Source organism: Thalassospira profundimaris (assembly GCF_003326675.1).
Classification (GTDB): domain Bacteria; phylum Pseudomonadota; class Alphaproteobacteria; order Rhodospirillales; family Thalassospiraceae; genus Thalassospira; species Thalassospira aquimaris.
The window spans coordinates 1-25,964 of the sequence record NZ_JPWF01000022.1; the positions used below are offsets into that span (position 1 = coordinate 1).

Annotated in this window: 28 protein-coding genes; 20 read left to right on the forward strand and 8 right to left on the reverse strand. The window is 54.8% G+C overall.

Going from position 1 to position 25,964, the window contains the following annotated elements; translation table 11 throughout:
* Positions 1-339: 339 nt before the first annotated feature.
* The 7 genes from TH19_RS20860 to TH19_RS20890 all read right to left on the reverse strand — a co-directional run bounded on the left by TH19_RS20860 (position 340) and on the right by TH19_RS20890 (position 6,222).
* Positions 340-1,101: a GNAT family N-acetyltransferase gene (locus TH19_RS20860; RefSeq protein WP_114104294.1), complete on the reverse strand. Its 762-nt coding sequence runs from the start codon at positions 1,099-1,101 to the stop codon at positions 340-342.
* Positions 1,101-2,243, reverse strand: coding sequence for an o-succinylbenzoate synthase (gene menC, locus TH19_RS20865; protein WP_114104295.1), 1,143 nt, complete (start codon positions 2,241-2,243; stop codon positions 1,101-1,103). The genes TH19_RS20860 and menC overlap by 1 nt, the downstream gene beginning before the upstream one ends.
* A gap of 57 nt (positions 2,244-2,300) precedes the next feature.
* The gene (locus tag TH19_RS20870; protein WP_114104329.1) at positions 2,301-3,056 is read right to left on the reverse strand and encodes an ABC transporter ATP-binding protein; all 756 of its coding nucleotides are present in this window, start codon (positions 3,054-3,056) and stop codon (positions 2,301-2,303) included.
* Between the two features lie 17 nt (positions 3,057-3,073).
* Positions 3,074-3,784: an ABC transporter permease gene (locus TH19_RS20875; RefSeq protein WP_114104296.1), complete on the reverse strand. Its 711-nt coding sequence runs from the start codon at positions 3,782-3,784 to the stop codon at positions 3,074-3,076.
* A gap of 1 nt (position 3,785) precedes the next feature.
* Positions 3,786-4,442: an ABC transporter permease gene (locus tag TH19_RS20880; protein ID WP_220151783.1), complete on the reverse strand. Its 657-nt coding sequence runs from the start codon at positions 4,440-4,442 to the stop codon at positions 3,786-3,788.
* Between the two features lie 86 nt (positions 4,443-4,528).
* On the reverse strand, positions 4,529-5,311 hold the full coding sequence (locus TH19_RS20885; protein WP_181846505.1) for an ABC transporter substrate-binding protein: 783 nt from the start codon (positions 5,309-5,311) through the stop codon (positions 4,529-4,531).
* 32 nt (positions 5,312-5,343) lie between these two features.
* Positions 5,344-6,222, reverse strand: coding sequence for a MurR/RpiR family transcriptional regulator (locus TH19_RS20890; protein WP_114104298.1), 879 nt, complete (start codon positions 6,220-6,222; stop codon positions 5,344-5,346).
* A gap of 168 nt (positions 6,223-6,390) precedes the next feature.
* Between TH19_RS20890 and dapE the strand changes: the two genes are divergently transcribed.
* From dapE to TH19_RS20940, 9 genes are all read left to right on the forward strand, one after another.
* Positions 6,391-7,542, forward strand: a complete 1,152-nt coding sequence (gene dapE / locus TH19_RS20895) for a succinyl-diaminopimelate desuccinylase (RefSeq protein WP_114104299.1) — start codon at positions 6,391-6,393, stop codon at positions 7,540-7,542.
* A 312-nt stretch (positions 7,543-7,854) separates the two neighbouring features.
* Entirely contained in the window at positions 7,855-8,220 is a 366-nt protein-coding gene (locus TH19_RS20900) for a hypothetical protein (protein WP_114104300.1), read from the forward strand.
* Positions 8,217-8,453, forward strand: a complete 237-nt coding sequence (locus TH19_RS20905) for a helix-turn-helix transcriptional regulator (RefSeq protein WP_114104301.1) — start codon at positions 8,217-8,219, stop codon at positions 8,451-8,453. Before TH19_RS20900 ends, TH19_RS20905 begins: the two co-directional genes overlap by 4 nt.
* On the forward strand, positions 8,440-9,183 hold the full coding sequence (locus tag TH19_RS20910) for a P-loop NTPase family protein (RefSeq protein WP_114104302.1): 744 nt from the start codon (positions 8,440-8,442) through the stop codon (positions 9,181-9,183). Before TH19_RS20905 ends, TH19_RS20910 begins: the two co-directional genes overlap by 14 nt.
* Positions 9,183-9,623 (forward strand): hypothetical protein, encoded by a 441-nt coding sequence (locus TH19_RS20915; protein ID WP_114104303.1) that lies wholly within the window; start codon positions 9,183-9,185, stop codon positions 9,621-9,623. The genes TH19_RS20910 and TH19_RS20915 overlap by 1 nt, the downstream gene beginning before the upstream one ends.
* Before the next feature lie 18 nt (positions 9,624-9,641).
* The gene (locus TH19_RS20920; protein ID WP_068518714.1) at positions 9,642-9,956 is read left to right on the forward strand and encodes a TrbC/VirB2 family protein; all 315 of its coding nucleotides are present in this window, start codon (positions 9,642-9,644) and stop codon (positions 9,954-9,956) included.
* Complete coding sequence (locus TH19_RS20925) at positions 9,953-10,252, forward strand: hypothetical protein (protein WP_114104304.1); 300 nt, start codon at positions 9,953-9,955, stop codon at positions 10,250-10,252. Before TH19_RS20920 ends, TH19_RS20925 begins: the two co-directional genes overlap by 4 nt.
* The gene (locus tag TH19_RS20930; RefSeq protein ID WP_114104305.1) at positions 10,249-12,639 is read left to right on the forward strand and encodes a VirB4 family type IV secretion system protein; all 2,391 of its coding nucleotides are present in this window, start codon (positions 10,249-10,251) and stop codon (positions 12,637-12,639) included. Before TH19_RS20925 ends, TH19_RS20930 begins: the two co-directional genes overlap by 4 nt.
* A 94-nt stretch (positions 12,640-12,733) precedes the next feature.
* Entirely contained in the window at positions 12,734-13,651 is a 918-nt protein-coding gene (locus TH19_RS20940) for a hypothetical protein (protein WP_258548070.1), read from the forward strand.
* Between the two features lie 5 nt (positions 13,652-13,656).
* Here TH19_RS20940 and TH19_RS20945 read toward each other — a convergent pair whose 3' ends face one another.
* Positions 13,657-14,124 (reverse strand): hypothetical protein, encoded by a 468-nt coding sequence (locus tag TH19_RS20945; protein WP_114104308.1) that lies wholly within the window; start codon positions 14,122-14,124, stop codon positions 13,657-13,659.
* Between TH19_RS20945 and TH19_RS20950 the strand changes: the two genes are divergently transcribed.
* From TH19_RS20950 to TH19_RS21000, 11 genes are read left to right on the forward strand one after another with little or no spacing between them, the layout of a single operon-like run.
* Positions 14,123-15,253: a hypothetical protein gene (locus TH19_RS20950; RefSeq protein ID WP_258548071.1), complete on the forward strand. Its 1,131-nt coding sequence runs from the start codon at positions 14,123-14,125 to the stop codon at positions 15,251-15,253. The two genes, TH19_RS20945 and TH19_RS20950, sit on opposite strands and share 2 nt — an antisense overlap.
* On the forward strand, positions 15,250-15,540 hold the full coding sequence (locus tag TH19_RS20955; protein WP_114104309.1) for a hypothetical protein: 291 nt from the start codon (positions 15,250-15,252) through the stop codon (positions 15,538-15,540). Before TH19_RS20950 ends, TH19_RS20955 begins: the two co-directional genes overlap by 4 nt.
* Positions 15,531-15,716 (forward strand): hypothetical protein, encoded by a 186-nt coding sequence (locus tag TH19_RS20960; protein ID WP_114104310.1) that lies wholly within the window; start codon positions 15,531-15,533, stop codon positions 15,714-15,716. Before TH19_RS20955 ends, TH19_RS20960 begins: the two co-directional genes overlap by 10 nt.
* Positions 15,704-16,432, forward strand: coding sequence for a VirB8 family type IV secretion system protein (locus TH19_RS20965; protein WP_114104311.1), 729 nt, complete (start codon positions 15,704-15,706; stop codon positions 16,430-16,432). Before TH19_RS20960 ends, TH19_RS20965 begins: the two co-directional genes overlap by 13 nt.
* Positions 16,429-17,499: a TrbG/VirB9 family P-type conjugative transfer protein gene (locus TH19_RS20970; RefSeq protein WP_114104312.1), complete on the forward strand. Its 1,071-nt coding sequence runs from the start codon at positions 16,429-16,431 to the stop codon at positions 17,497-17,499. Before TH19_RS20965 ends, TH19_RS20970 begins: the two co-directional genes overlap by 4 nt.
* On the forward strand, positions 17,496-18,584 hold the full coding sequence (locus TH19_RS23220) for a TraB/TrbI/VirB10 family type IV secretion system protein (protein ID WP_114104313.1): 1,089 nt from the start codon (positions 17,496-17,498) through the stop codon (positions 18,582-18,584). The genes TH19_RS20970 and TH19_RS23220 overlap by 4 nt, the downstream gene beginning before the upstream one ends.
* A 4-nt stretch (positions 18,585-18,588) precedes the next feature.
* A complete protein-coding gene (locus tag TH19_RS20980; protein ID WP_114104314.1) occupies positions 18,589-20,805 on the forward strand; it encodes a hypothetical protein in 2,217 nt (738 codons plus the stop codon).
* On the forward strand, positions 20,805-21,758 hold the full coding sequence (locus TH19_RS20985; protein WP_114104315.1) for an ATPase, T2SS/T4P/T4SS family: 954 nt from the start codon (positions 20,805-20,807) through the stop codon (positions 21,756-21,758). Before TH19_RS20980 ends, TH19_RS20985 begins: the two co-directional genes overlap by 1 nt.
* Entirely contained in the window at positions 21,758-23,566 is a 1,809-nt protein-coding gene (locus TH19_RS20990; RefSeq protein ID WP_114104316.1) for a type IV secretory system conjugative DNA transfer family protein, read from the forward strand. The genes TH19_RS20985 and TH19_RS20990 overlap by 1 nt, the downstream gene beginning before the upstream one ends.
* Entirely contained in the window at positions 23,563-23,808 is a 246-nt protein-coding gene (locus TH19_RS20995; protein WP_114104317.1) for a hypothetical protein, read from the forward strand. The genes TH19_RS20990 and TH19_RS20995 overlap by 4 nt, the downstream gene beginning before the upstream one ends.
* Entirely contained in the window at positions 23,801-25,957 is a 2,157-nt protein-coding gene (locus TH19_RS21000) for a zincin-like metallopeptidase domain-containing protein (protein ID WP_181846506.1), read from the forward strand. Before TH19_RS20995 ends, TH19_RS21000 begins: the two co-directional genes overlap by 8 nt.
* The last annotated feature ends 7 nt before the right edge of the window (positions 25,958-25,964 follow it).

Here is a 25,964-nt window from a genome sequence, read left to right on the forward strand (position 1 = left end):
TCGGTGGAGGCGGGTTATAGGGCCCATATCAAAACCTGTAAATACCTTTTTGCAGAAAAATGTCAGAAAACTGAAAAACTGCTTATTCGGGCCGTTATCCGGCATTTATTTCACCTAATAGGTGTCTTGGCCCCGGGCTTTCTAACCGGATATGCGTAGATACCCCCCGAAAAGAAACATGCCCGAGCAACCAAATGGTCGATCGGGCATGTAAAACAGGTCAAAAATGATTCGATGAGTCGTCAATTTTATCCAATGCGCGTCTTAAATCCGGTTTTTGACGAGGTGATTCGGAACGACATTATATATGTGCACCCGAATCATCCCTTGCAGGGCAGATTAGGCACGATCATCGCGACCAAGCAGATAACAATGCCCGGTCAGATCAAAATCGATAATCTGATAACCGTTGGCGAAAGCAGAGCTGAGTTCGGATCTGATTCGAAGCCGCTCGGCCAATGCCGTTTTCCGGTCCTGATCAAGCAGGTTTTGGAAGTCTTTCGGGATCGATACACGAATTGGCGTTTCAATAAGCATATCGACTTTTTCGATTTCACCGGCCTTTAGACGAACAAGCGGATCATTCAGATGCCATTCGGCAAGCAGACGGTCAGATGGCACGCCTGCGTTAATCCCTTCCATCGGGCCATAATAATCATCGTAATAGGTTTTCGCCGTCGCACCGAGCTTACCGATATTAAGACCGGCATTGACCCGACGGGCCGGGTCATAGGTCCAGCGCACCGTGTGAATGCCATTCTCCAGACACCAGCGACGCTGATACCACTTCATCTTTTCGCCAAGGCCAAGTCCCTGACTGTCAGGATGGACGGCCAAACGATGGGAATGTTGCACCCCGCTTTCGCGACACGGGAAGCCAAACAGAAAGCCAAGCATCCGATCCCCTTCGAACGCACCAGCGATCAAACCACCCTCGTGCTGGATGGCAAGAAGGATGTCCGAGTTATCGGGTTTGTCATCTTCGCCCCAGACCGCCATCTGCAAACGCTCGGCTTCCTTTAGCTCGGGAACGCCGCACAGTTCGCGAAATTCGATATCGCGCGGCAAAGAGTGTGCTTCTTGTTTGGTGCCCACATGCATCAGCGGATTTCCTCGCGATGGGTGGTCACGGTATCAAGGAACGGCATATCAAGTGTTACACCAATCCCTGCCCCGTTTGAGGGTACAGCAATCACACCATTGGCAGCTTCAAGCGGTTCATTGACGATATCGCGTTTGAAGTAGCGGCTGGCGCTTGAGGTGTCACCGGGTTTGGTGAAATTCGACAGGGTCGACAGATGAATATTGTGCGCCCGGCCAATACCGGCCTCGAGCATACCGCCACACCAGACCGGGACATCAAACGCCTTGCAGAGATCATGGATCATCCGGGCTTCGGAATGGCCGCCGACACGACCGACCTTGATATTCATGACACGTCCGGCCTGCATTTGAAGGGCCTGACGTGCATGGATCACTGTGCGAATGCTTTCATCAAGACAGATCGCGGTTTTCATCTGCTTTTGCAGTTGGGCATGATCATAGATATCGTCATAGGCCAGCGGCTGTTCGATATAATCAAGGCCGAAACCGTCCATCGCCTGAAGAACAGAAAGATCCGAAAGGCGATAATCGGTATTGGCATCCACGGTCAGCTTAATGGTCGGATATACTTTGCGTACCGCTTCGAGCAAAGCCACGTCATGCCCCTGCTTGATCTTCAGTTTGACGCGCTTATATCCGGCCTCGACCGATTCACTGACCCGTTCAAGGGTGCGTTCGACGGATGCAATCCCCAGGCTAACGCCGACATCAACGGTTTGCTTGATCCCGCCAAGCGCAGTTTTAAGCGGAAGTCCGAGCGCCTTGCTCCAAAGGTCCCAAAACGCCATTTCGACAATGGCCTTGGCCATGCGATTACCACGCCACGGATCAAGGATCGGCGCAAGATCGGCCGGCGAGGCAAAGCGTTGACCCACCAGAGCCGGCAGCAACACATCACGCAAAAACGCCATCGCGCCGGGAATGGTTTCTTCAAGATAATCGGGGAAAGGATCCATCACGGCTTCGGCATAACCTTCCAGACCTTCGCCTTTCAGGATAAGGAGCGGAAAGATCTTGTCGGTCATGGTACCGGTCGAAATGACAAAAGGCGTAAGCAGCGGCAAGCTGATGATACGCAGTTCGGCACTTTCAATCCGGATACCGGCGAAACCTGTTTTGGGGGCAAGGTTTGTATTCATGTCCAGGGCGACTTCCATAAATCATCTGTGCAACAGGCCGTTCTGGGCGGCCCTTGGTCACATCGATGCGATAAAGCGTTTGAATTCTTCGCTTTTGGGGGTGGCAAACATTTCGTCAGGGGTGCCTTTTTCAAGAACCTTGCCTTGATGCAGGAACACCACCTCGGAGGAAACTTCGCGGGCAAATGCCATTTCGTGGGTTACCACAATCATGGTCCGGCCTTCTTCGGCCAGTGATTGCATGACTTTAAGGACCTCGCCAACCAATTCGGGATCAAGTGCCGAAGTCGGTTCATCAAACAGAATGGCATCAGGTTCCATAGCAAGGGCGCGCGCAATCGCAACACGTTGTTGCTGGCCACCCGATAAATGACCGGGATAGGCATCCACACGCTGCGACAGGCCGACACGTTCGATATAGTTTTCGGCGATGCTGCGTGCTTCACCCCGGGATTTCTTGCGAACGTGGATCAGGCCTTCCATCACATTTTCCAGAACCGTGCGATGGGTCCAAAGATTGAATTGTTGAAAGACCATTCCCAGGCGCTTGCGAATATCTTCGATCGGTACGGACATTTTAGGCTGCCCGTTCTGAACATTGATTTCGTCGCCATGAATGATGACCTTGCCCGATGTCGGTGTCTCAAGGAAATTCAGGCAGCGCAAAAAGGTGCTTTTGCCTGAACCGGACGCACCAAGGATCGAAATCACGTCGTGTTTTTTGGCATCAAGCGAAATGCCCTTAAGAACTTCGACATCGCCAAAGGATTTACGGATATCAATGGCACTCAGGATCGGGCCGGACGGGTCCATCGGGATCATCTTTCAGCTTAGGAAACAGCATTTGCGTTGTTACGCGGCAGGATATGGCGGTTCAAACGGCGTTCGATCCGGTGCCAGCCAAAAACAAACAATGACGTAATCGCGAGATAAATCAGCGCCGCCCACAGATAGATCGAGAAATCAAAGGTCTTTGAAAAAATCTGGCGTGTTCGGCCCATGATATCGAATACCGTCACCACACTTGCCAGCGCACTTGCCTTCATCAGAAGGATGATCTCGTTACTGAGTGCAGGCCATGCAATGCGATAGGCATGCGGGAAAATCACACGGCGCAAAATTGTCATGCGCGTCATGCCGATTGCCTTGGCGGCTTCGATCTCGCCGAGATTAACGCCCTGAATACCGCCGCGCATAATTTCTGTTTGATAAGCGGTCGAGTTCAGGACAAAGACCAGAATCGCGCAGTTGAACGGGTCACGGAAGAAATTCCAAAGCCCCAGCTCCATCAGTTCCGGGCGAAACTGCCCCGACCCGTAAAACACCAGGAACAACTGGGCAAGAATCGGTGTGCCACGCACAAAGGATACATAAATGCGAATGGGGGTCTGGGCGATCAACGAGCCGTGGCTGCGCACAAGCGCAAGCCAGGGTGAGATCGCACCGGCGATCAGAGCCCCAAGAATGGTGAGCTTGAGGGTCATCAACGTACCGTCAAGCATCCTTGGCCAATAGGAGACCATGATTTCAATCGGGTTCATATCAGGCTCTCCTCACACCACGGTTGGCGTGACGTTCCATCCGCGACAGGATCATTTCGGATAAAACGCAAAGCACCCAGTAAATCAAGCAAGCCACCAGATAGAAGGTAAAGGGCTGCTTGGTGACGCCCACGGCCACCTTGGTCATGCGCATCAGATCATCAAGCGCAATAACCGAAACAAGTGCGGTATCCTTCAGCATATTGATCCAGAGATTCCCGATACCAGGCAGGGCAAAGCGCCAAAGTTGCGGCAGCTTGATCCGCCAGAATGTCTGTTGGGGTGTCATGCCAACGGCAGCGGCAGCTTCGATCTGTCCTTTATCCAGGGAATTATAGGCGCCGCGAATAACTTCGGCGGCGAAGGCACCGAAAACCATGGCCAGCGCAATCACACCAGCCAGAAAAGGACTGAAATCGGTGCCTTCTGCCTCCGGGTTCCACCATTTGATCAAACTGTTCAACAAAAGCCCCGCCCCGTTATAGACAACAAACAGGGTCAGGATTTCGGGAAGACCGCGCATGATCGTGGTGTAGCCCACCCCGACATAGCGCACAGCCCGGATCCCCGACATTGCCGCAAAGGCAATCAGAAACCCGATGATCATCCCGACAGGCAGGGTGGCGACGGCCAATTTCATGGTCGTCGCAAGACCCATAAGGATCTCATCCCCCCAACCTGTGTCTCCGTATGAAAACAGCTCAAGCATTGTGTGGATACTTTTCCGCAGAAGTCGTTTTTGACTTACTTCATCGTGTAGACGTCGATGGTGAAGTATTTGTCATTGATCTTCTTATAGGTACCATCGGCACGGATTTCTTGCAGCGCCTTGTTCAGGCGTTCGCGCAGGTCGTCATCTTCCTGACGAACCGCAATACCAACACCTTCGCCAACAAAGGCCGGATCAGTGATCGGTTCACCGGCAAGCTCACAGCACGCACCGTCATCGGTCGTCGACCAGTCAAGCAGCGGCAACATATCACCGACCTGCATGTCAATACGGCCACTTGCCATATCAAGGTTCACTTCATCCTGGGTCGGATAGAGACGGATATCGGCATCGGGATACATCTGTTCGATGTAATCGGCCTGGGTCGTACCCGACTGCGCGCCAATGATCACGTCTTTAAGCGCGTCGTTGGTGAATTCCTTGATCTCCGAACCCTTCGGAACCATGTGGGTCATCGCTGCAAGATAATACGGATCGGTGAAATCGACCTGTTTTTTACGTTCTTCGGTGATGAACATCGATGCGATGATGAAATCATATTTGTTGGCGATCAGGCCCGGAATGATCCCGTCCCAATCCTGGGCGACGACTTCGCAATCGGCACCAATACGTTTGCAAAGCTCAAGACCGATCTCGACATCAAAGCCGGCAATTTCACCATTTGATTCGATATAGTTGAACGGAGGATAGGCACCCTCTGTCCCCAGACGCAGGCTTTCGGCCATTGCCGCACTGCTCATACCCATGACAAGCGCACTTGCCGCGATTGTCTGTACCAGTTTTGCTTTCAAGCTCATTTTCGATATTCCTCGCTGTTGGCTTCGTTTGTTTATTTTGCTATCCGGGAAATCGGGTTCCCGACATGTCCGGTAAAACGCCCGAACAATTCTGCTGTACGGTTCAAGCGCTCCTCGACTTCCGGGCCGAGTTCCATGAACACACTATTGATCATCAGGTTGCCAAGATTGGCCAGAAGGGCGGTCGAATCCCAAAACTGATTGACCTGTGTCGGGATCGTGAACATCTCGTCACTCGCTTCAGAACCCCAATCACAATAAATATCGGTCATCAGGGTAACCGGGATATTTGCAGCACGGGCATCTTCGGCAAGAACCTTGGCCTGGCGCGAATAGCGACGTGCTTCAAACATCACAAGGCAGCATTCCTCGTCACCGGCCAGGATTTCGGCAAAGTTGCCCGCCGCCAAATCGACAAGCTGCACACCCTTGCGCAGATATTGCAGCTGATTGGCAAAATACTGCCCGATGCCGCGTTCGGTTTGAAAGCCGGCAACAAATACGCGTGTTGTCGATGCCAACCGTTTGGCAACCCGTTTCCAGTTTTCGGTTCGCGCCTGCTCGTAAATGGTAACAAGTCCTGCCATCTCAAGCTCCAACCCGCGGGCCAATGCACTGTCATCATCACCGGTGGCGGCATGAAACTCACCCAACCGGTCACTGATCAGCCAGGGATGCGATCCGATGTCCGCCTTAAGATGGTCTTTCAGATCGCGGAAATGCTGATAGCCAATGGCGCGGCAAAAACGACCAATCGTCGCCTCGCTAACCCCGACCTTAGAAGCAAGGCTCGCGGCCGTTTCAAACGGGATATCGGCCAAGGCACCGTCGATGAACGCTGCAATCGCCTTTTCCGCTTTGGAACCGGTCTGCATTGCATCGGCCAGCCGATCACGCACTGATTTGGCCATCCACTTTCCTTACATTAGAATTCTTTTCATGCCATCATTTTTGAAAGTTTTCTTTCATTTTGTCAACATATGCATTTTTCTTGCAAATCATGCGACCTGACGACACTGTCACCGGCAGCGCCAAACGCATTACAATGACCAATCAACTTCCTATTTGCAGGCAGACAAATGACATCGGATGCAACCACGATTGCCCAACACCTTGTTCGGTGCCCCAGCGTTACCCCGAAAGAAGGCGGTGCACTTGATTATCTGCAAGGGATCCTCGAAGAACTTGGCTTTGCCTGCCAGCGCCTTGTTTTTGCCGAGGACGGAACGCCTACGATTGATAATCTCTATGCACGCTTTGGTACCGCAGAACCCAATTTGTGTTTTGCCGGTCATACCGATGTTGTGCCCGTCGGCAACGAATCCGCCTGGACGTATCCGCCCTTTGGTGGCGAAATCCATGATGGCAAACTGTATGGTCGTGGAACAGCGGATATGAAAGGCGGGATTGCCGCCTGGGTTGCCGCGATCCAGACCCTTTTTGCCAATGGCTGGCGCCCGGACGGCAGCCTTAGCCTTCTGATTACCGGCGATGAAGAAGGACCGGCGATCAATGGCACGGTCAAAATGCTCAAACATCTGTATGAACAGGGTGAACGATGGGATGCCTGCATTACCGGGGAACCGACGAGTTCGGAAACACTTGGTGATGCCATCAAAATCGGACGGCGCGGCTGCCTTGATGGTAAAATTACGGTGCGCGGAACCCAGGGCCATACCGGGTATCCGGCACTGGCAGACAATGCCGCCCACCGATTGATTGCGATGTGTGATGGATTGGTGAAGTGGCATATGGATGATGGATCGGAATTTTTCGAACCTTCCAATCTGGCTATCACGTCGATCGATATCGGCAATACGGCCACCAACATCATCCCGGGCAAGGCCACGGCGGCCTTTAATATTCGCTATTGTGATCTGCATTCCGGCCCGGAACTTGTGGCGAAACTTCGCGACATTCTAACAGCTGCTGCCGGGGGAGAAGCCTTTTACGATCTGGATACCTATGTCGCTGGGGAGAGTTTCCTGACCGAACCGGGACAACTTAGCGACCTTATTAGCGACGCGTGTCAGAAAATACAGGGCGTCCGGCCTGAATTCTCGACGAGCGGCGGCACCTCCGATTCACGGTTTATTACCAATTATTGCCCGGTGGTCGATTTCGGCCCAATCAACAAAACCATTCATCAGGTCGATGAACATCTTGAAGTCAAAGACCTGGAAGACCTTGCACTGATTTATGGCGAGATTATTCGGAATTTCTTTGGGTAAGTTGTTCATTTTGGTTGCGGGGGCAGGATTAGCGCTCGCTTTGCTCGCTCAGCTCCGGCCTTTGGCCTACGCAAAGAACCTTTGTGCAAACAGGCTATGGCCTGTTTGCGAGGTTCAGATCCACAGCCCTGGCGACATAAAAAAAACCCTGCCACCGAAGGTGACAGGGTCTTTTTATTGGTTGCGGGGGCATACCTGTTTGCCCAATTCTTTTCCCCGAGAAACATCAGATTTTGGTGCACTCGGTAGAGAATTGAGACCATACATTTCCGATCCTTGTCAAGTCGTTAACGGCATGATGGGGGTCCTACAATGCCAGCCGAATGGGGTCAGGCGAAGATCGAAATCCTTGCTTTGCGAGATGAAATTCTCGGCAAGCTTGAGCAAGGCATTCTGATCAGAACAATCTACGAAGAACTGAGTGCGTCGGGACGTATCACAATGTCTCGCCGCTCATTCTATGACCGTGTGAAACGACTGCGTACTGAAGCCTCGAAGCCCACACGAAATACCTCTGCGCAATCCACTGGGCACACCAGCAAACCAATCCAGAACTACCTGACTGAGAACTCGAAGCCAGCCACAAGCAATTTGCTCCCAAGCCTCAAGGCCGAAGAGCAAGAAGAGCTTGATCGCTTGTGGGAAGGGTCCTCGGACAACACGGAGGAAACTCCGTGAGTTCCTGGCAATCAGACTACCTCACCCTTCACACCCGCCTGCGTCAAGCCCGCGAGAGCCAACGTCTTACCCAAGCTGGTGCAGGTGAATGCATAGGCGTGTGCGAACGCACCTATCGAGATTTTGAGGCTGGCAGGACGGATCTGTCTGCAGCCCATGTGTTCCGCCTGGCCACTGTGCTGGGCATCAAAATTATCATTTCAGATGGAGTTATCGCCGATGGCGTTGATTAATCTTACCCTTCAGGGCAAGGGCGGGGTCGGCAAGTCGTTTGTCGCAAGCCTGCTCGCGCAGCATTATCTCAAACGCGACACCCCGCTTCATTGCTATGACACCGATCCGGTCAACCAGACCTTTGCCGGATACAAGGCATTTCCGGTCGAGACCATTCGCCTGGGCGAACGTCCTGACGAAATCAACCCGCGCTATTTCGATGCGCTGATCGAACAGATCATGACCAGCCCGGAAGATGGGGTGATTGTGATCGATAACGGGGCCAGCACCTTCTTGCCACTGCTTGGCTATATGGTCGAAGCTCAGGCGCTGCAGATGCTGGCTGATGCAGGTCATGAGGTTCGCCTTCATACCGTGCTTACCGGTGGGCAAGCGCTGAATGACACGATGCAGGGTCTCCATCAGGTTCTGCAGAGCGTTCCCGATATTCCGGTTGTCGTTTGGCTCAATGAATATTTCGGGCGGATCGAACGCAAGAACGCATCTGGCGAAGTCGAGAGCTTCGAGCATTCCGGACTTTATAAAAAGAACAAGAACCGCATTCACGCGCTGGTACGTTTGCCCGAGGTTCGTAAAGAAACCTTTGGCCACGACATCGAGCAAATGATGCGTGCCCGCCTGACCTTCGATGAGGCAGGTAAACATGCCGACTTTCCCCTGATGTCGCGCCAACGTCTGATGATGACCTGGCGCAGCATTGGAGCCTCCATGGAACAGGCGGTGCTGTAATGGCCAGCGTTCTTGATGAGGCTCCGCCGCCGCCACTGACCATGGACAGCATCGAAGAGCTGCGCACCCATTTGTGGAAAGTTCATCAGGTCACCGTCGAGGACGGTGACCCGGTGCTCATGATCTACACCATCCACAAGGTCGTGCTCGACGAACATCGCCGCCTGATTGATCAGCATAACCGGACCCTGTCCGGGATCATCCAGGCACAGGCAGAAACCTTCACCAGTGATGTCACCGCCGCCATCGAGGACTTCAAGAATGAAGCTCTGACTGATGCCGTGCGGGAACGTCTGTCTGCCATGCAGGAAGCCGCCCGTCTTGCCGATACGGCTCAGGACCGCTTTCGCAAAATGGTCAAGCTGATCTCCATCCTCACCGCTCTCAATCTGGTCGCCGTCGTCTTCACGCTGGGCGTCCTCACCGTTTTGACGATCTGACGACAAGGAAAACACACCATGGACAAACGCAACCTTCTCAAAATCGCTGTCATCGCTGGCCTTGCCACATTGGCCATGACCGAACCGGCTTTTGCGCAAGACACTACAGGTGGCAACTGGTGGGATCCGGTTGTCTCTTTCCTTGAACTTCTGGCCGAAGGCTTTGGCAAGATCTTCGCCATCGCGCTTGGTCTTGGCTTGGTCGTCTATGGCGGTTGGGGCGCTTTTACCGGCAGGCTCGATCCGCAACGCGGCATCATGATGGTGATCGGTGGCATCCTGGTCACTGCAGGACCGGCCATTGCTTCGGGTCTTCTGGGGGTTCTCAAATGAAAGCCGCCAGTGCTGTTCTCATTCAGGTCCAGCGCCAGATGACGCTGATCGGTCTGCCGATCCCGCTTCTGCTTGTGGCCGGTCTCGCTGGCGTTCTGGGTTTTGTCCTGCCCGTCGTGTTCGATTTTCCTGTCCTGGTTATTCCAGGCGGGATTGTGGGCTTTGTCGGCGCATGGATCTATCTCGTCAAACATCAGCGGATCAATCCGAACTATGACCGCGACCTGCTGGTGACCCCGATGTTTTGGGGCAGCCGTAAGGGTGAGCGCCTCCTGACCACGGGAGGTCGCAAATGATCTGGACCGATGTAATCACCACTGGTCTTGTGACCAGCATGGCAGGCAGCCTAGTCGTTCCGGCAGGTCGTCGCCTTTTGCTTGGGGATATTGAGCAAGACTGGCTGCAGGACGAGCTTGAGCTCGACGGGATTGATCCGGTCGATGGCGTCACTGTACGCGGCAAGGACCGGTCGCTATCGCGTATCTGGCACCTGCAAGGGACCAGCTATGACGCCCGTATCGAGAGCGAGCAACAAACCTTGTTGCTTGGTCGCCAGTCTCTTTTGCAGGACCTTGGCAAACGGTCGGTCACTGTTCGGTTGTTCGCAGTCAAACGCCAGCGTGAGATTGCCGCTCATGCAAACTGGCCCAATAGCGTGCTTGATGAGATCGGCACCGCAGAAGCCCGGCAATATAAATCAAGCTACTTCATCGACTGGTATCTGATGGCAACCGCTCAGACCATGCAGCCTTTGCTAGATGCCGAAGAGAAGATCCCGGCCATTCTTTCGGAATATCGCCCAGAGCTTCTTGTACGCTCTGATGACGATCAGCCTTGTTTGCTTTCCGGGTTTCTCAATGGATTGGTCAGTGGCGATTATCGTCGTGATCTTCCGGCGACCAGTCATAATCTGTCCGCAAACCTTCCGGCATCTGACCTTCATTGCGACAAGGTGACCGGCACCATCACAACCCATGTTCCAATCCGCCAATTCCATAAGGTCATTGCCGTTACACTCTGGCCGGAAACGTTGTCGGGCCATCTGATCGGCGAGGTCCTCGCCCTGCAGGGCGATATTGAGATCTGCCAGATCTGTGATCCCTGGGGCAGTGATCAGGCGATGCTGGTCAATAAACGCCGCATGGCTGGTGAGTCTAATTCGTGGTTTGGCAATCCAGCGGCAGCAGCGGAAGTCTCAACCCTGCTCGACCTTTTGGCCGAAGGGAAAACAGCCCTCTTTGCCACGCAGTTTCAGATCATTCCCCGTGCCGAAACCGAGGAAAAACTCCACGGCCTTATCCGCGAGATTACAGAGATCCTTGGTAACAAACGGATCGGCTATGCCGTGCAAACCAAGGGCGCACCAGTCTGCTGGTTTAACCGTTTGCCTGTCATCTCCAAACGCAAGATCAGATTGCCTGGCAGTCAGTTTATGGCCCCGCTGGATCTGCGCGATCAGAACATTGCAGCCCTTTGGGCTTTGCCGCATTCCGCAACCGGCATGTTGGCCAGCCAGTTCGGCCCGGCACCAGTTCGCTGGTTTAAAACACCAACCGGCCAGTCTTATGCGTTCCAGTTTCAAGTGGTCAACAAGCCATTCTCGCTTGGCAACTTTCTAGTTTTTGCGCCGTCCGGGGTCGGCAAGTCCACCCTGATCATGCATCTGATGGGTGGCCTTGCGAAGTTTGAGAATGTGCGGTCTTACATCTTTGATTCCAAGGAAGGTACACGCTTCATGGTCGAGGCCATGGGCGGTCTTTATCAAGCCTATGATGGTCTTTCGCTCAATCCTTTGGATGTTGGTGACGACACGCCAAAGAACCGTGAACGTGTCTATGCGATCCTCAAGTCACTTGCCGGAATAGATCTCGAAGATGGTGACATCGATGCGCTTAATCATGCCGTCGATCTGGCATTCCAGATTGAACCGCCTCATCGCACATTGAATGCCATATATCCCTTTGCCTTTGCCCGTCGTTCTGCCCTTCGCCGTGCATTCGCGCAATGGGTGACGGATGACAAGGGCAATACTGGTCTTCGGAGCCACATCTTCAACGCCCCGCATGACAGCCTCGGCGGCCTTCTGAACCAATCGCACATGGTCGGGATCAACATGAACGAGGCGCTGGCCGATCCGGCACTTGGCGGGCCGGTGGTTGGTCATATCTCTGAAGCGATCAGTAAATCAGTTGCCGGTCGCAATGGTGGCTTTGTCATCTTCATTGATGAGGCAGCCAAACTTCTTTCCAACCCCGGCTTCCGGGATCTCGGGGCTGAGATGTACCGCGAATACCGCAAGCTTGGCGGTGCGGTTGGCATGGCGTTTCAGGATCCGGCAGGTCTGGGCAAAACCGGGGCCGCTGAAGCGATCATCGAAAACACCGCCACAATGATCTTCTTCCCGAACTCCAAGGTCACGGAAGAGAGCCTCAAGCCGTTCAATCTCAACGACGAACAAAAGCTGTTTGTTCAGGGCCGCACGCGATCACGCAAGAAGAATGATCGGCGGGTTCTGATCATCAAGCGTGATGAGGCAAGCGGCTTTGAGGAAAGCGCCATTCTTGACGTCGATCTGACACCGCTTGGCGATGCTGTGCGGTTCTACCGTTCCGGGCCGGATGCCAATAACGATCTTGCCACCATTCAACGCAAATGGGGGGACGCATGGCCGAGCCATCTGTAAGCAACTGCGATCACCCGGACATGATCAAACAATCCCTTTTAATGATGGCTGTAACCAGCCTCGTTGGTGCTGTCGGCCTACTTGCGATGATGCATTGGCCGCTCGCAACCAGTGTTGTCCTGATCGTCTTGCTTGTCCTTCTTCTGGCAGGAGGTCGATCATGAACAAGCGTCTTCGTTCTGTCGCTCTTGCTTTCGGGATTGTTCTGGCTACCCCGGCAATTGCTTACGCAACCTATCCGGTGATCGATGTGTCTGCCATTGCGAAGTTGGGTGAACAGCTCAGCAAGATGCAAAAGCAGATTGATCAGCTCAAACAGCATACTGAATGGCTGACCAAACTGAGCGCTCAAGCCCAGGGGACGATTGATGCTATCGGGGCCATGGGGCAGATCACGTTGCCCGTGCTGAACATGCAGAAGCTCACCAACCGGATCATGCGCGACATTCAATGTCTGACGCCGGATCTCTCTGGCCTGATGCCGGGCATGAATCTCGATGATCTCGACTTCTTTAGCATCTGCGAGGGTCGCAGCATCTATCGCAAGTCGCTTTGGTTTGATCCGAACGATCCTTCGACCTGGACTTTCCCGGAAGGCAGCGAGTTTGCTGGCAGCAACAATGGCTCAGGTTCCGGGAGCGGTGTCTGGTCCAATCCGGATCACCCGGTCAACAAAGCCAAATGGCAGGCACAACAACAAGCCCGTGCCATGGTCGAAGCAAGACGCGAAGAACTGGCCAAAGATGCCGTCGCAACCGGCTTGGCTCAGAGCGATCTGACTGTTCAAAGCGCAGAAGAAATTCAGCAGACCATTGAAGAGCTCGAAGCTGGCACCAACGGTGCAGCGGATATGAAGCGCCTTCTGATGGCAATTGCCAAATGGATGGCGATGTCAAACCGCCAGCAAGTTCAGCAACAGCAACTCATGGCCCAGTTGGTGAAAATCCAGTCGACCATGTTGCTGCAATACCTGCCGCCCCAACAGCGCGAAGACGCGGAGGCGGCAGAATGATCGGTTTACTTTCCGCCTCTGGCGATGAACGCATTGTGGTTATTGACATCATCTTCGGTACGCCAGTCAGGCATATCATTGCAGCCACCGGTGAAGATGTTGCGCCTCTTAACATAGGTGCAATTCCAGCCAGTGAGTTGGTTCCATGGCTGCGCCTTCGCACCTGGTGGCAGGATCGAACGGTAGGCATCTTTCCAAACGTCGTAAACCAGACGCAGGTCATGACCGCGTTTGATCAGATCACCCTGCGGATGATTGGCAAGCTTCTGCAAAACGTCGTCGCGAGTGCCTGCGATCAGGTCTTTATTTGCTTCATAGACCGGCATCACCAGATCCCACTCCTCCAGCGCAGCTGGGCGATCAAACTTAGTCCAAAGCGACACAGCATATTCCCAATCCAAATAGTCCCCTTTGTTCAGCGCCACACCGAGAGAACTCGCCTGCGCTGCGCCAATCAAAAGGAAAAACGTCATGGATGAAACAGTGACGAATGATCTGATGTGCCTGACATGCGACGTGGTGACGGAGTATGTCGATCTGGCAAACAGTTTTACCCAGAACCTGAGCACTGTGCTGCTCGACCCAATGTGGTTCATCTATCTCTCCGTCGTTGGTCTATGGATCGTCATTCATGGCGGCAAGATGATCATGGGAAAGGGCGATCTAATTGGATTCGCTCATGAATTTGCGTTCATCATTATAGCTGGTCTGCTGCTCGGCGGGCAAGGGCCCACTCTCGTAAATTCCATCTATCAGATGGCTTTATCAACGATGGGTAGTGCTGCTGGCGTTGTTCTGTCTGCCGGTATGGAAGGTGGCATTACAGCCGCCACGATCCCGAGTGAAGCCTCCTCACTGGGCGGCATGGCACAACTCGTTTACGTCGCCGAGCGTGGCTTACTCGTTGTCTTGCGCATCGCCTTTGAAATCTGGTCGTCCATCTCGCTCGGCAATCTGATGGCTGGGGTCTACGGCGTGCTGCTCGCCCTGCCCTACATCATCTTGATCATTGTTTATTTCAGTCAGGTTGTTGTCAGCATCTTCCGCGTGATGATGTTCTCGGCCCTCTCTCCAATCCTGATGCTTGCCGTCGGGTTTGGTTGGGGACGTGGCATGGCGATCACCGGGGTTCGAACCGTCTTTGCCGCCTTCATGGTGCTGTTCGGCTCAACACTTGCCCTTGCTCTGTGTCTCTATGGTGCAGCATCGCTTGATATCCAGAACACCGAGAATGTTCGTGAGATCACATCAATCGACAATCCGGGCCTATGGGTTGCGATTGTTCTTGGCTGGATGGGGACAGCCTTTATGGCCGAGGCCACCGGCATGGCCAACTCAATTGCCGGATCCCAACTGACCAATCAGGCCGCTGCCGTCATTACCGCTGGCATGACCGCAACCGGTCTCTCCCTTGCCAATGCTGCCAAGAAATACGCGCCGAGCGGTGCTTCTGCGGCACTTGATGCTGTTCTCTTGGGCGCGGGCGCCGCTCGCAATCCGGTTGGAGCTGCAGGTGCTGCCAAAGACAGTCTCGTTGCCGCCAAGAATGCCGTCATGGAACGCCTCAAGACACCGACCTTTGATCGGGGAGGCAAGCCATGAACCGTATCAAGCAATTCCTGCGTGATGTCGTTCTGTTCATCGCCGTTTTTCCCCTCGTTGCGCTCTGGCTGCTGGTTCTGACCGGCATGTTTTCGCCGGAAAGCCTGATCGTCTTCGTTATGGCCCTTCGCGAAGTTGATGCCGACCAGTTGGCCGGTCTGATGCGCAGTGCCGTTCATATCTGGATTGCGCTTTCCATCGTCCTTGCCCTTGCCAAGCTTGTTCTTGGCTTGGGCGCTACATCTTCGACCGCCACCAATCAGAAAGGATCGCAGCCATGCGCCTGATCCCAAAAAATTTCATCCCAATTCTTTGCCTTGCCGTTTTCCTGTCCGGCTGTGTCTCCGTTTCAAAAGACCGCGAGATCCCCAAAGACGGAACTGGAACCGATGAAATGAAACTCAGCCCCTGTGTCTGCGATCCGGTTGAGTTCAATGGTGAGGGCTTCTCATGGCTTGGTTAGGGCGCATCGGCAAACGCGACAACGGGCGCAAGTCGATGGTCAAAGCGGCCTTAACGCATAAAGCCACCGTTGCTGCAGACCCGTTCAGCTTTCAGGCCAGCCATCGCAGGCTCGCCTGGATGCTGCGCCTGTCTGCCGGGACCAACATTGTGCTTGGCGCTGGCGTCGTCGTTCTGGTGCAAACCGTTGCACATCTCGTACCGCTCAAGGAAACCGAGATTGCTCTGGTCCGGACCTATGGCCCGGATGACCGCACCTATGTTGTCGAACCAGTCAGCAAGAAGGTCGAAGGTTTTGAGGTCTTCCTTGAAGCCCAGGCAAAACGTTTTGTCCTGATCACCAACGAGATTGATCCGGTCACACAGCAAGAACGCCAGCGCGAAGCCTCTAGGTTATCGGATGCCAGCTTCTGGGAACGCTTCAAACGCGAGCGGATCGATAGCGGCCTAATCACCGAAGCTCTCGAAAAAGGCATCGAGCGCGAAGTGCGGATCGTCTCCATCGATCCCATCGCCACCTTGTCCTCAGACCATAAATACGCGGTCGATTTCGTCCAGATCGACCATCGTCGCGGCAAAGAGATCTCGCGCAAGAACTTACGCGCTTACCTGACGCTGGCAACCCGCCTGCAGAACGTCTCCGAAGCCGACAAATACACCAATCCTTTTGGCGTCACCGTGCTCGACATGGTGCTTAGAGAAAGAGGCGCGTCATGAAACGCCTGATCAATCTTGTTTTCCATATCGTTTTTGGCAGCCTCATTCTGGCCGTTCTCCTTCTTGGCTACCAACGTGCAAACGCGCAGACCGCTGCACGCCCACCCATGCCAGGTCAATCGCAGCAACCGTTTTCTGGTACGCAAATCACCCCGCAACAATCCGCGCCAGCCATGCCGGTACCCGAGAGCGTGGTCGATCAGGCCCGCGATCAGAATGAAGGCTACTTCAACGCAATGAGCCGTCCGCGCACCAGCGGACAGGTTCAGGATGTCTGGGATGATGCAGATCCGAGTGATGCGGTTTATGCGGCCGATCTGTGTGATGATTGTACCTACAAAATCCGCACACGCGAGTTCATGGTCACGGTGATTGAACTGCCACGCGGCGAAAAGATTGAAGCGGTAGATCTTGGCGATGATGGCGGGTTTTCTGTCAAACCACGCGGTGAACGGCGTTTGGCTGTGCGCCCCAGTGGGTACGGTTATGACACCTCACTTGTCGTCTATGGCAAATCAGGTGCTGTTTATCCGTTTTATCTGAGGGCTGAGAGCTTCAACTCGGTCAATGTACCCGATCTGATTGTGCGGATTGAAGGATCCGTTCAGATCGAAAGCGATCCGGCAGTTTCTGGCTTTGACGACATAGGTAAAGCCACCCTCCCGGTGATGTCTGTTCCAGGGCTTGGCAACAAGCCTGCTTCCATCGACAGCGCAATTGCCGGACTGAGCGACACCAATCCGGGCACGCCTGAAGGCGACTTTGTTGCACAATCCCCGTTCGATCCGAACGCCCTGCATGGCTGGGGTGAATATGATCTCTGGGGTGATGAAACACTGCGCCCAGAGACAGTCTTTCGGGATGACCACTTCACCTATATCCGCTTTGGCAAGCGCTGGAAGGATATCGAACTACCGACTGCCTATGTGGTGGTCGATGGCATTGATGAGCTGGTCAATACCCGTGTCCAGGGCGAGACCTACATCATTGAAAGCACCCGTACGCTGATTACGCTCAAGAGCGGCAAGAGCTTCCTCTGTGTTGAATATACCGGGGAAGGCGCATGAGTGCATTTTGTGATGTCGCGCTGGTACTTGGCCTGACCTTTGGGGGTGTATGTGCCGAACCGGTCGTCAATGAACCGCCAACCCTGCCTGCTGATGATCCATCAGTCTGGGCCCTTCCTGCCCCGCCGCCTGCGCCGGTGGTCCCAACTCCAACTATGCCACCAATCATCATCAAGGAAGCCAAACCGGAACCAGAACCTGCTCCGGCTCCCGAGCCTGTGCCGCAACCTGAGCCGGTTGCCGAGGCACCCGCGCCGGATCCCTATCGCATGGCATTGGAGGCCGCCTGGCAACATCGCGTTTCCTTGTCGTCAGACTGGGGCACCCCGGCGTGGCAGTCTTCTGATATGGCCGGTGTTTCGGGCTATGCTGTCCTGCCTGGCATGGCAACCCCTGCCTCACTTGATCCACTCGATTTACCAGTCAATGATGACGAGAAAGCCGACTATGAAGGTCCGCGGCGGACTTCCACGCTTCCGGTCGATAACAGTCGGATCATTACGGCAGATCGCTATATCACCGTGATCCTTGAGACCGGGATCAACAGTCAGGTTGGCGGTGATGCAACTGGAACCGTCATCGTTCAGTCGGCGCGGGATGTTTATGGCTATCACGGGCGCAACGTTCTGATCCCTAAAGGATCCCGACTGATCTGCAATTACGACCCGCCCAAGGACATGGGAAGCTCGCGCCTGTCGATTGCCTGTGAACGGATCCTGATTGCCGGACATCGTGCCGAGATCCGCCAGCTCGCCTCCCCGATCAGTGACATTCAGGGCCGCCAAGGGGCTGCAGGCGAAGTGGATCGTCGCTTCTGGGAACGCTATGGCACCGCCTTCATGCTGACAGGGATTTCGACGGCTGTGCGCTATGCCGCTGCCACCACAAAATCAGAAGAAAGTGACGGCGAAGTCGCAACTGCTGCGGCGGAAAAAGCCGCCGAAGAACTCTCGACCCGCTTTGGCGAAATCAGCGCCAGCGTCCTCGAGGAGACGCTTTCGCTGCAACCCATCATCACCATCCCCCAAGGCACCCGCCTTCAGATCCGTCCGGCAACGGACTGGTACATTGCAAATGTGGAGTAAAAACATGAACAAACGAACCCTTTGGTGTTTGCTCCTGTCGTCCTGTCTTGTCTCACCCGCACTGGCGCAACTGGCCGAGCCAACCACCACCTCGCAAGCCGAGCCCGGCATCGAGGAAATGGTGCGCAAGGTGAATATCATCACCCGCGCCAAAACCCGAACAGCTGTCTCAGAAAACGAACCGATGGCCATTGATCTTGGCTTGGTCGATGTCCCCGGTGCGCCTCCCAAACTGACCGAAGGTGTCACCGCGAAGGCGTATGCCCGCTATGTCACCTTTGAAGACAATTTGATCGCTCAACTGGTGCTGACCGGCGTTGAAAAAGACGGCAAATCCGAACCGCTCGATTCAAACGATTTTGTCGCCCAGTTCAATATGGACAGCCCCGAGCTTGATCCGGCATCCCCTGTCACCATCGAGGGCGATCAGGAAACACTGCTAGCCGCCCTGCAGCGCTTGAATGATGTCGAAGAAGAGGACGACAAGAAAGAAAAGGAAACCGAAAGCGCTGAGGCTGATACTGGAGCCTCAAACAACGTCGGGTCGAATGCATCAAAGAATGCCGATGCGGCTGGCTATTCGACACCATCAGCCCTTGATGTTGAGGAAGATACCAGCACACCGACCGTGCGTGTCACCACAGAAGGCTGCAATATCCGAGTTGATCTGGCCCAGCTCGTTGCTGTCCAGCAAAGCCGGGTTGAAACCACCGAAGACGGGAATGTAAGCGCGGGGGCCTGCGAAGACGGTGCAGATCGCTATCCGCTGGATCGCAGCTATTCTGTTTGCGGCGATACCATCGATATGGAGACGCGCCAGGCAACCGCACAGTATCTGCTTTATTACACCGATGGCGGCGGCAACCGTCAGGAAGTCACGGATTGCCTGAAGGATGAAGACAAGGTCTTTGACATCACAGAGAAGACCTCGGCCTGCTCGATCTATCTTGACTATAACGAGATGATGGCGGTTCCGCAGGCGTCCCTCGTATATGTCAATGCCAGCAACAATGAAGTCCAGGTCAGAAGCTGCGAACCTTCCGAAGAACTGGCCGCGGTTCCGCTGGTCTCTGTCACTGATGGCTGTTCCATCCGGCATGATTTTGCCGCTGGTCGCTCCTATCAGACCGGTCGTCATATCTATGAACTGAACGGCACCACCTGGCAGGCTGATGCCTGCTCGGACAATGGCACGGAATACCTCCACGAAACCGTCTATAAAAGTGCTGCTGGTCAGGAAGTTTGCGCACCGATCATTAATCAGGCGGCTGGCACCGTCACCCGCCAAAGCCGTAAGCAGATTGTGGTCAACGGGGTTGAGCAATTCATCACCGAATGCAAGCCCGACAGCGCCAATATCGCTATCCAATCGACGATTGATGGCTGTGACAATCCCTCACTCTGGAACCACGATCTTGCAGCTGGCACCAGTTATGGTCGCGAGCGCTTTTACTATCTGCTTGATGGCGTCCCGCAATATGTCACCGAATGCCAGGATAGCGAGATTGCCTACCCGCATCATGTCGAGACCACCGGTTGGCAAAACCATGACGACCAGTTGTTTTCCTATCGCCTGACCACGGTCTATATCGAAGGCACGCCGAAAGGACGTTACAACATCAAGACCAGTGAAGTTCTGCCGGGCGAACCGCAAACCGCTTATGTCTATGATGGTCAGGGACCAAAGGCCAATGGCGATATCTGGTATGAGGACTGCACCCGCTTTGAAGGGCGTGATCTTGTAAACACCTATAAGCGGCCCGATGGCACGACCTACGGCCTGAAAGTCGATGAAGCAGCACCTGCAAATCTGGGGAATGTCTGCAGTGCCGTTGTTAGCTGGGCCGCCCCTACCTATTCGAGTTGGACTGCTCCGCAAAATCATAGTGGAGGTCCGTGCGGTAATAGCAGTTACACCGCAGGCGGATATGTAAACCAGGGCGGCGGCGATGGTTATTCATGGGTGAACAATACTGTCTCACTCTCAAATCATTGCAACTACACATCTAGCGTCGGCACAAAGATCATCAAGCGCGAAGACGGTGAGATCATTGGCGATGCCATAGACAAAACCTGTACGACATCTTCCGCATATGGAGCCTATGAGCAGAAGCGCTCGGGCAACCAGTACTGGATCAATTACCGTGGCAATTCCGGCGGATCACCGGCACACACCGATGCAGTGAAAAGCAGCTGCATGGGCAGCTGGGGGTGGTGGTAATGAACGCCCTTTCCCCCAATCCCCTGTTTGAGAAGATCCTCGGCCCTCTGGCCAGCTACTACGGCGATCTCTCAACAGTCGAAATCCGCATGAACCGCCCGCACCGCGTCGTGACCGAACGACGCGGGGAAGGCAAGCGCGAGATCGAGGATCCTGCTCTTACACTGGCCGCCATTGAGCGGATCGCGATCAGCCTCGCCAACCAGCGTGGTCTGAAGTTCAATCCCGATGACAATCCAAAGCTCTCCTGCATCCTGCCGGGCAATCATCGCTGCGAGATCCTTGTTGGGGCCTCGGTCCGATCACATCTGAGCCTCGCGATCCGCTGCAAGCATCCTTTCACGCCATCTTGGGAACAGGCAGGGGTGACATCGGCTATCCGCGACTATCTGATCGATAAGGTCGCAAATGACGCCAACATGATCATCAGTGGCGCGACCAACACCGGCAAGACCACCTTGCTCAACATGTTGCTCACCACCATTGATCCGGCCCGGCGCGTGCTGGCCATCGAAGACACTCCGGAACTGCATATCGAGCAGTTCTGGGATGGCAATGGCTTGATCGCGGCCCGAGAGGCCGGAACGGGCAGTGGCATGGTCGGCTGGCGCGAGATCTATGATCACCTAATGCGGATCACGCCTGATCATATCCTGTTTGGTGAGATCAGCACCCAAAACGCCTTTGCCGCACTGGCAGCCCTTAATTCCGGGGTCACCGGATTTATGTGCACCATCCATGCCGAAAGCCCTTGGCAAGCCATTCACCGCAAGTTCGATCAGAACATCGCCTGGGCCGGTGAAACCATGCCACGTGTGCCGGAGTTTCTGGCCGAACTGGTTGATGTTGTCGTTCAGATCAAACGCAACGCCGATGGCTGGCGGCGGATCACCGATATCTGGGAACCGCGAAATGATCGATATGTGCTTAAAGACGGCAAGGAGGCGGCATAATGACTGCTCTTTACCGCGTCTCTCTGCCCATCATCCTGCTTGGGATGATCACTGCCATTCTCTGGCAATGGCGTCTGGCAGTTGGCTTTGACGCGCTGGATCTGCGCTGGTGGCAATGGACACTCGATGCTGCCACGCACCCGGCTGGTCTTCCCGATGAAATGCTCTATCCAGCACTGTGGATCGGCATCACTGGGCTGCTTTGCATGTTCGGCGTGCTGGCGCTGGCCGCTCGTGCCAATAACAGCACCCTCAAAGGAAATCGCAAGGGCGACGAGCTGCATGGCTCGGCCCGTTGGGCAAAGCTGAAGGATCTCAAGAAAGCGCGCCTGTTTCGCAAGGACGGTGTTGTGATCGGTGGCTGGCCATCATGGTTTGGCCGGGTGCGCGAATTGCGCCATGACGGACCTGAACATGTTCTGGTTTGGGCACCAACCAGAAGCGGCAAAGGTGTCAGCCTGATCCTTTCGACCTTACTCAGTTGGCGCGAAAGCATTCTCTGTCTTGATATCAAAGGCGAGAACTTTGCCAAGACAGGTGGCTGGCTTGCCAGCATTGGTCATCGGGTATTGCGGTTTGAGCCTGCCGCACCTTCGGGCTCGGCACGGTTTAATCCGCTGGCCGAAGTTCGAATCGATAGCGAACAGGATATTGCCGACTGTCAGAACATCGCCGCAATGATCATTGATCCGGACGGCAAAGGCATGTCCGGAAACTACTGGCGCGAGGAAGGCTGGGGCTGGCTCTCAGTCGTATTGCTCCATGTCATCTATCGCGTAAAGCGCGATGAAAGCCGGATCGCCTGCTTTGATGACGTGAACATCTTCCTGTCCGGCATCACCGGGCAACCAAGCGAAGATGGCCAATCTGAACAGGCTGATGACAATTTCGAGCATATCCTTGCGGAGATGGCTGCCTTTGATCATGGCAAAGCCCATGTGAACAAGGAAGTTCGGCGCGGGGCCAACAGCATGATGATCAAAGCCCCGCAAGAACGCTCTGGCGTGCATTCCACCGCCAAAACGCAATTGACGGTCTTTGCGGATCCCATCATTGCGCGGAATACCGCCACCAGTGACTTCCGTCTTCATGATCTGATGAATGGTGAAGCGCCAATGGCACTGTTCCTTGTCGTTTCACCTGCAGACAAGGATCGCTTGCGTCCCCTGCTGCGCATCATCCTCAACCTGTTCATGCGTCGTCTGACCGAGCGCATGGAGTTTGGATCTGGCCAAACGCTCGCCGGATACAAGCACCGCCTGCTTTTGATGCTCGATGAGTTCACCTCCATCGGCAAGCTGGAGATCTTCGAGGAATCACTGGCCTTCATGGCGGGCTACGGCCTCAAAGCCATGATCATTGTTCAGAACACCGAACAGCTCTTCAAGCATTACGGGCGTGATGAATCAATCATGGCCAATTGCAAGATCCGGGTCGCCTTCACACCAAACAAGCTCGAAACCGCCAAGCTGCTCTCGGACATGACCGGCAAAGCAACCATCGTTCAGAAACGCAGATCGCGCTCTGGCCGGATGGGCGATCTCGGATCGGTCTCGGACAATCTTGCCGAAACCTCCCGCCCGCTTCTCACCCCTGATGAATGTATGCGCCTACAGATCATTGATACCGAGGGCCGCAAACCCGTCCCCGGCGATGCCCTGATCTTTGTCGCCGGTCTGCCGCCCATTCTTGGCCGTCAAAAGCTCTATTTCCTTGATCGAGAACTATGCCGCCGTTCGCAAATGACGCCACCGCAAATGGCGCTCTCTTCCAACACACCTGCCTCTCTCAAAGGAACCAAACCATGAAGTCACCAAACACGCCTAGCACCACTGCCTCCTCTGCAGCCCTCAATGACCAGGACTATCTCGCACTCGCCTCTTCGATGATCAACAGCGAAAGCCAGATTGGCCCTGTGCCGGTTGATCCGGACATTGCCGAGGCGATGGGCGCTTTTAGCGAAGACGCGCTTTCGGCTGATGATGCGCTCGACAGTCATTTTGACGGCATCGACCCGACTGCTGAGGCGGAGGGTTCGAACCATGGCTGATAAGAAGAGCTATCGCGATCAGGTGGTCGAGGAGCTGCTTGGCCATATCGAAGCGGGCACCGCCCCCTGGCAAAAGCCATGGGAACCGGGAAAGGTCCGCATGGCTCCTTTCAATCCGGTCTCCGGCAAGGACTATCGCGGCATCAATGCGCTCTGGCTTGAAATGCGCGGGCGCTCCGATCCGCGCTGGATGACCTATCGCCAGGCGGCGGCCCAGGACGCGCAAGTCCGCAAGGGTGAGAAAGGCACCATGATCGAGTATTGGAAATGGTCCGAGCGCGAGAGAGTGCTCGATGACAACGGCAAGCCGGTTCTCGACGACAAGGGTGTCGCCAAAACCCGCGAGGTCCGCCTTGACCGGCCACGGGTGTTTCATGCTGTCGTGTTTAATGCTGAACAGATCGATGGCCTTGCCCCCTACATCGCGCCCGAACCAGCCATCAGCCCGGTCGAACGGGCCGAACAGATCCTCAAGCAGGGCAATGTGCCGATCTTTCATGATCAGAATGACCGGGCTTTTTACCGGTCCTCAACTGATCAGATCCATATGCCCCATCAGGCCGCCTTCAAAGGCCAATATGAATATTACGCCACCGCCCTGCATGAGCTTGGCCACGCGACCGGACATCAATCACGCATGGCCCGCGAGTTCGGGCCGTTCGGCTCGGAAGTTTACGCCAAGGAAGAACTACGCGCCGAGATCGCCAGCTACATGCTGACCACCGAGCTTGGCCTTGGCCATTACCCGGAACGCCACGCCGCCTATGTCGGCTCCTGGATGAAAGCGATCAAGGAAGATCGCAATGCGCTGTTCACCGCTGCGCGGGATGCAGAGAACATCCGCACCTGGATCATGGAGCCGGATCTGCGCCAAAGCCTGATCCCGGTGAAAGCCAAAGAACAAACCAAAACCATCGCCCACAACCCGGCTGTTGAACGACAGAAGGAAAATGCCATGAGTGATGAGATGTCACAGGCTCCCAACCAGGACGCCAAGACCGAACGCAAACGCATCTATCTCAATGTGCCATTCAGTGAAAAAGATGAGGCCAAGGCGCTCGGGGCAAAATGGGATCGTCGCGCCAAAGCCTGGTATGCACGTGATGATATGGAGCTTGAACCCTTCAAACGCTGGCAGGACACCAAAGCCAAAGCCACGGAACCGAAGATCAATCCCGAAGACGAATTTGCCCAGGCGCTTAAGGAAAATGGCCTGATCCTCGATGGGCCACCGACCATGGATGGCAAATGGCACCGGGTAGCGGTTGAAGGAGACCGCAAGGGCCAGAAAAGCGGATCCTATCGCGGGTTCCTCGAAGGTCTTCCGGCAGGCAACATCACCAATTACAAATCCGGACAGGATCCGGTCAAATGGGTGGCGACCGGCACCAAGGTTGATCCGAAAGAACTGGAACAGGCCAGAGCCGAAGCGGCGGCACGCAAGGCAGCTCAGGAACAGGAACTCCGTGCACAATATCGCGCCGTTGCCAAGCGGGCCTACGGGATTTTCCAGAATGCTGAACCAGCGCCGAGCAATCACCCCTATCTGCAGAACAAACAGGTGCCTGCAGGTGATCTGCGCATTGATCAATCGGGCAACCTGCTCATGCCGATGACCAATGAGAAAGGCTTTATCGAGAACATCCAGACCATCCATCCCGATGGCACCAAGATGTATCTCAAGGACGGCAGAAAGCGCGGCCTGATGCATATGATCGAGGGCGATCCCAAAGGCCCGATGATCGTCACCGAGGGTTATTCCACCGGACAAAGCCTGCATATGGCCAGCGGGCTGACGGTGTTGGTCGCGCTTGATTCCGGCAATCTGGCACCTGTGGCCGAGGCCCTTCACAAGAAGCATCCGGACCGGCCATTGGTGATTGCCGCTGACGACGATCATGCCAAGAAGGTCAATGCCGGGATCAAGGGCGCTGAACGCGCATCTGAGTTGACCGGAGCGAAAATCCTGCGTCCGGATCTCAGTGATGAGGAAAAAACCAAAGGTCTGACCGACTTTAACGACATTCATCGGGAACGCGGGATTGAGGCGTTGAAACGCTTTGTCACCGAACAACTCGGCATGACCAAACCGAAAGCCAAAGCGAGAACACGGGGACCCGAGCAACAGGACGCCAGCTTGGCGGTCTGATCCCCCG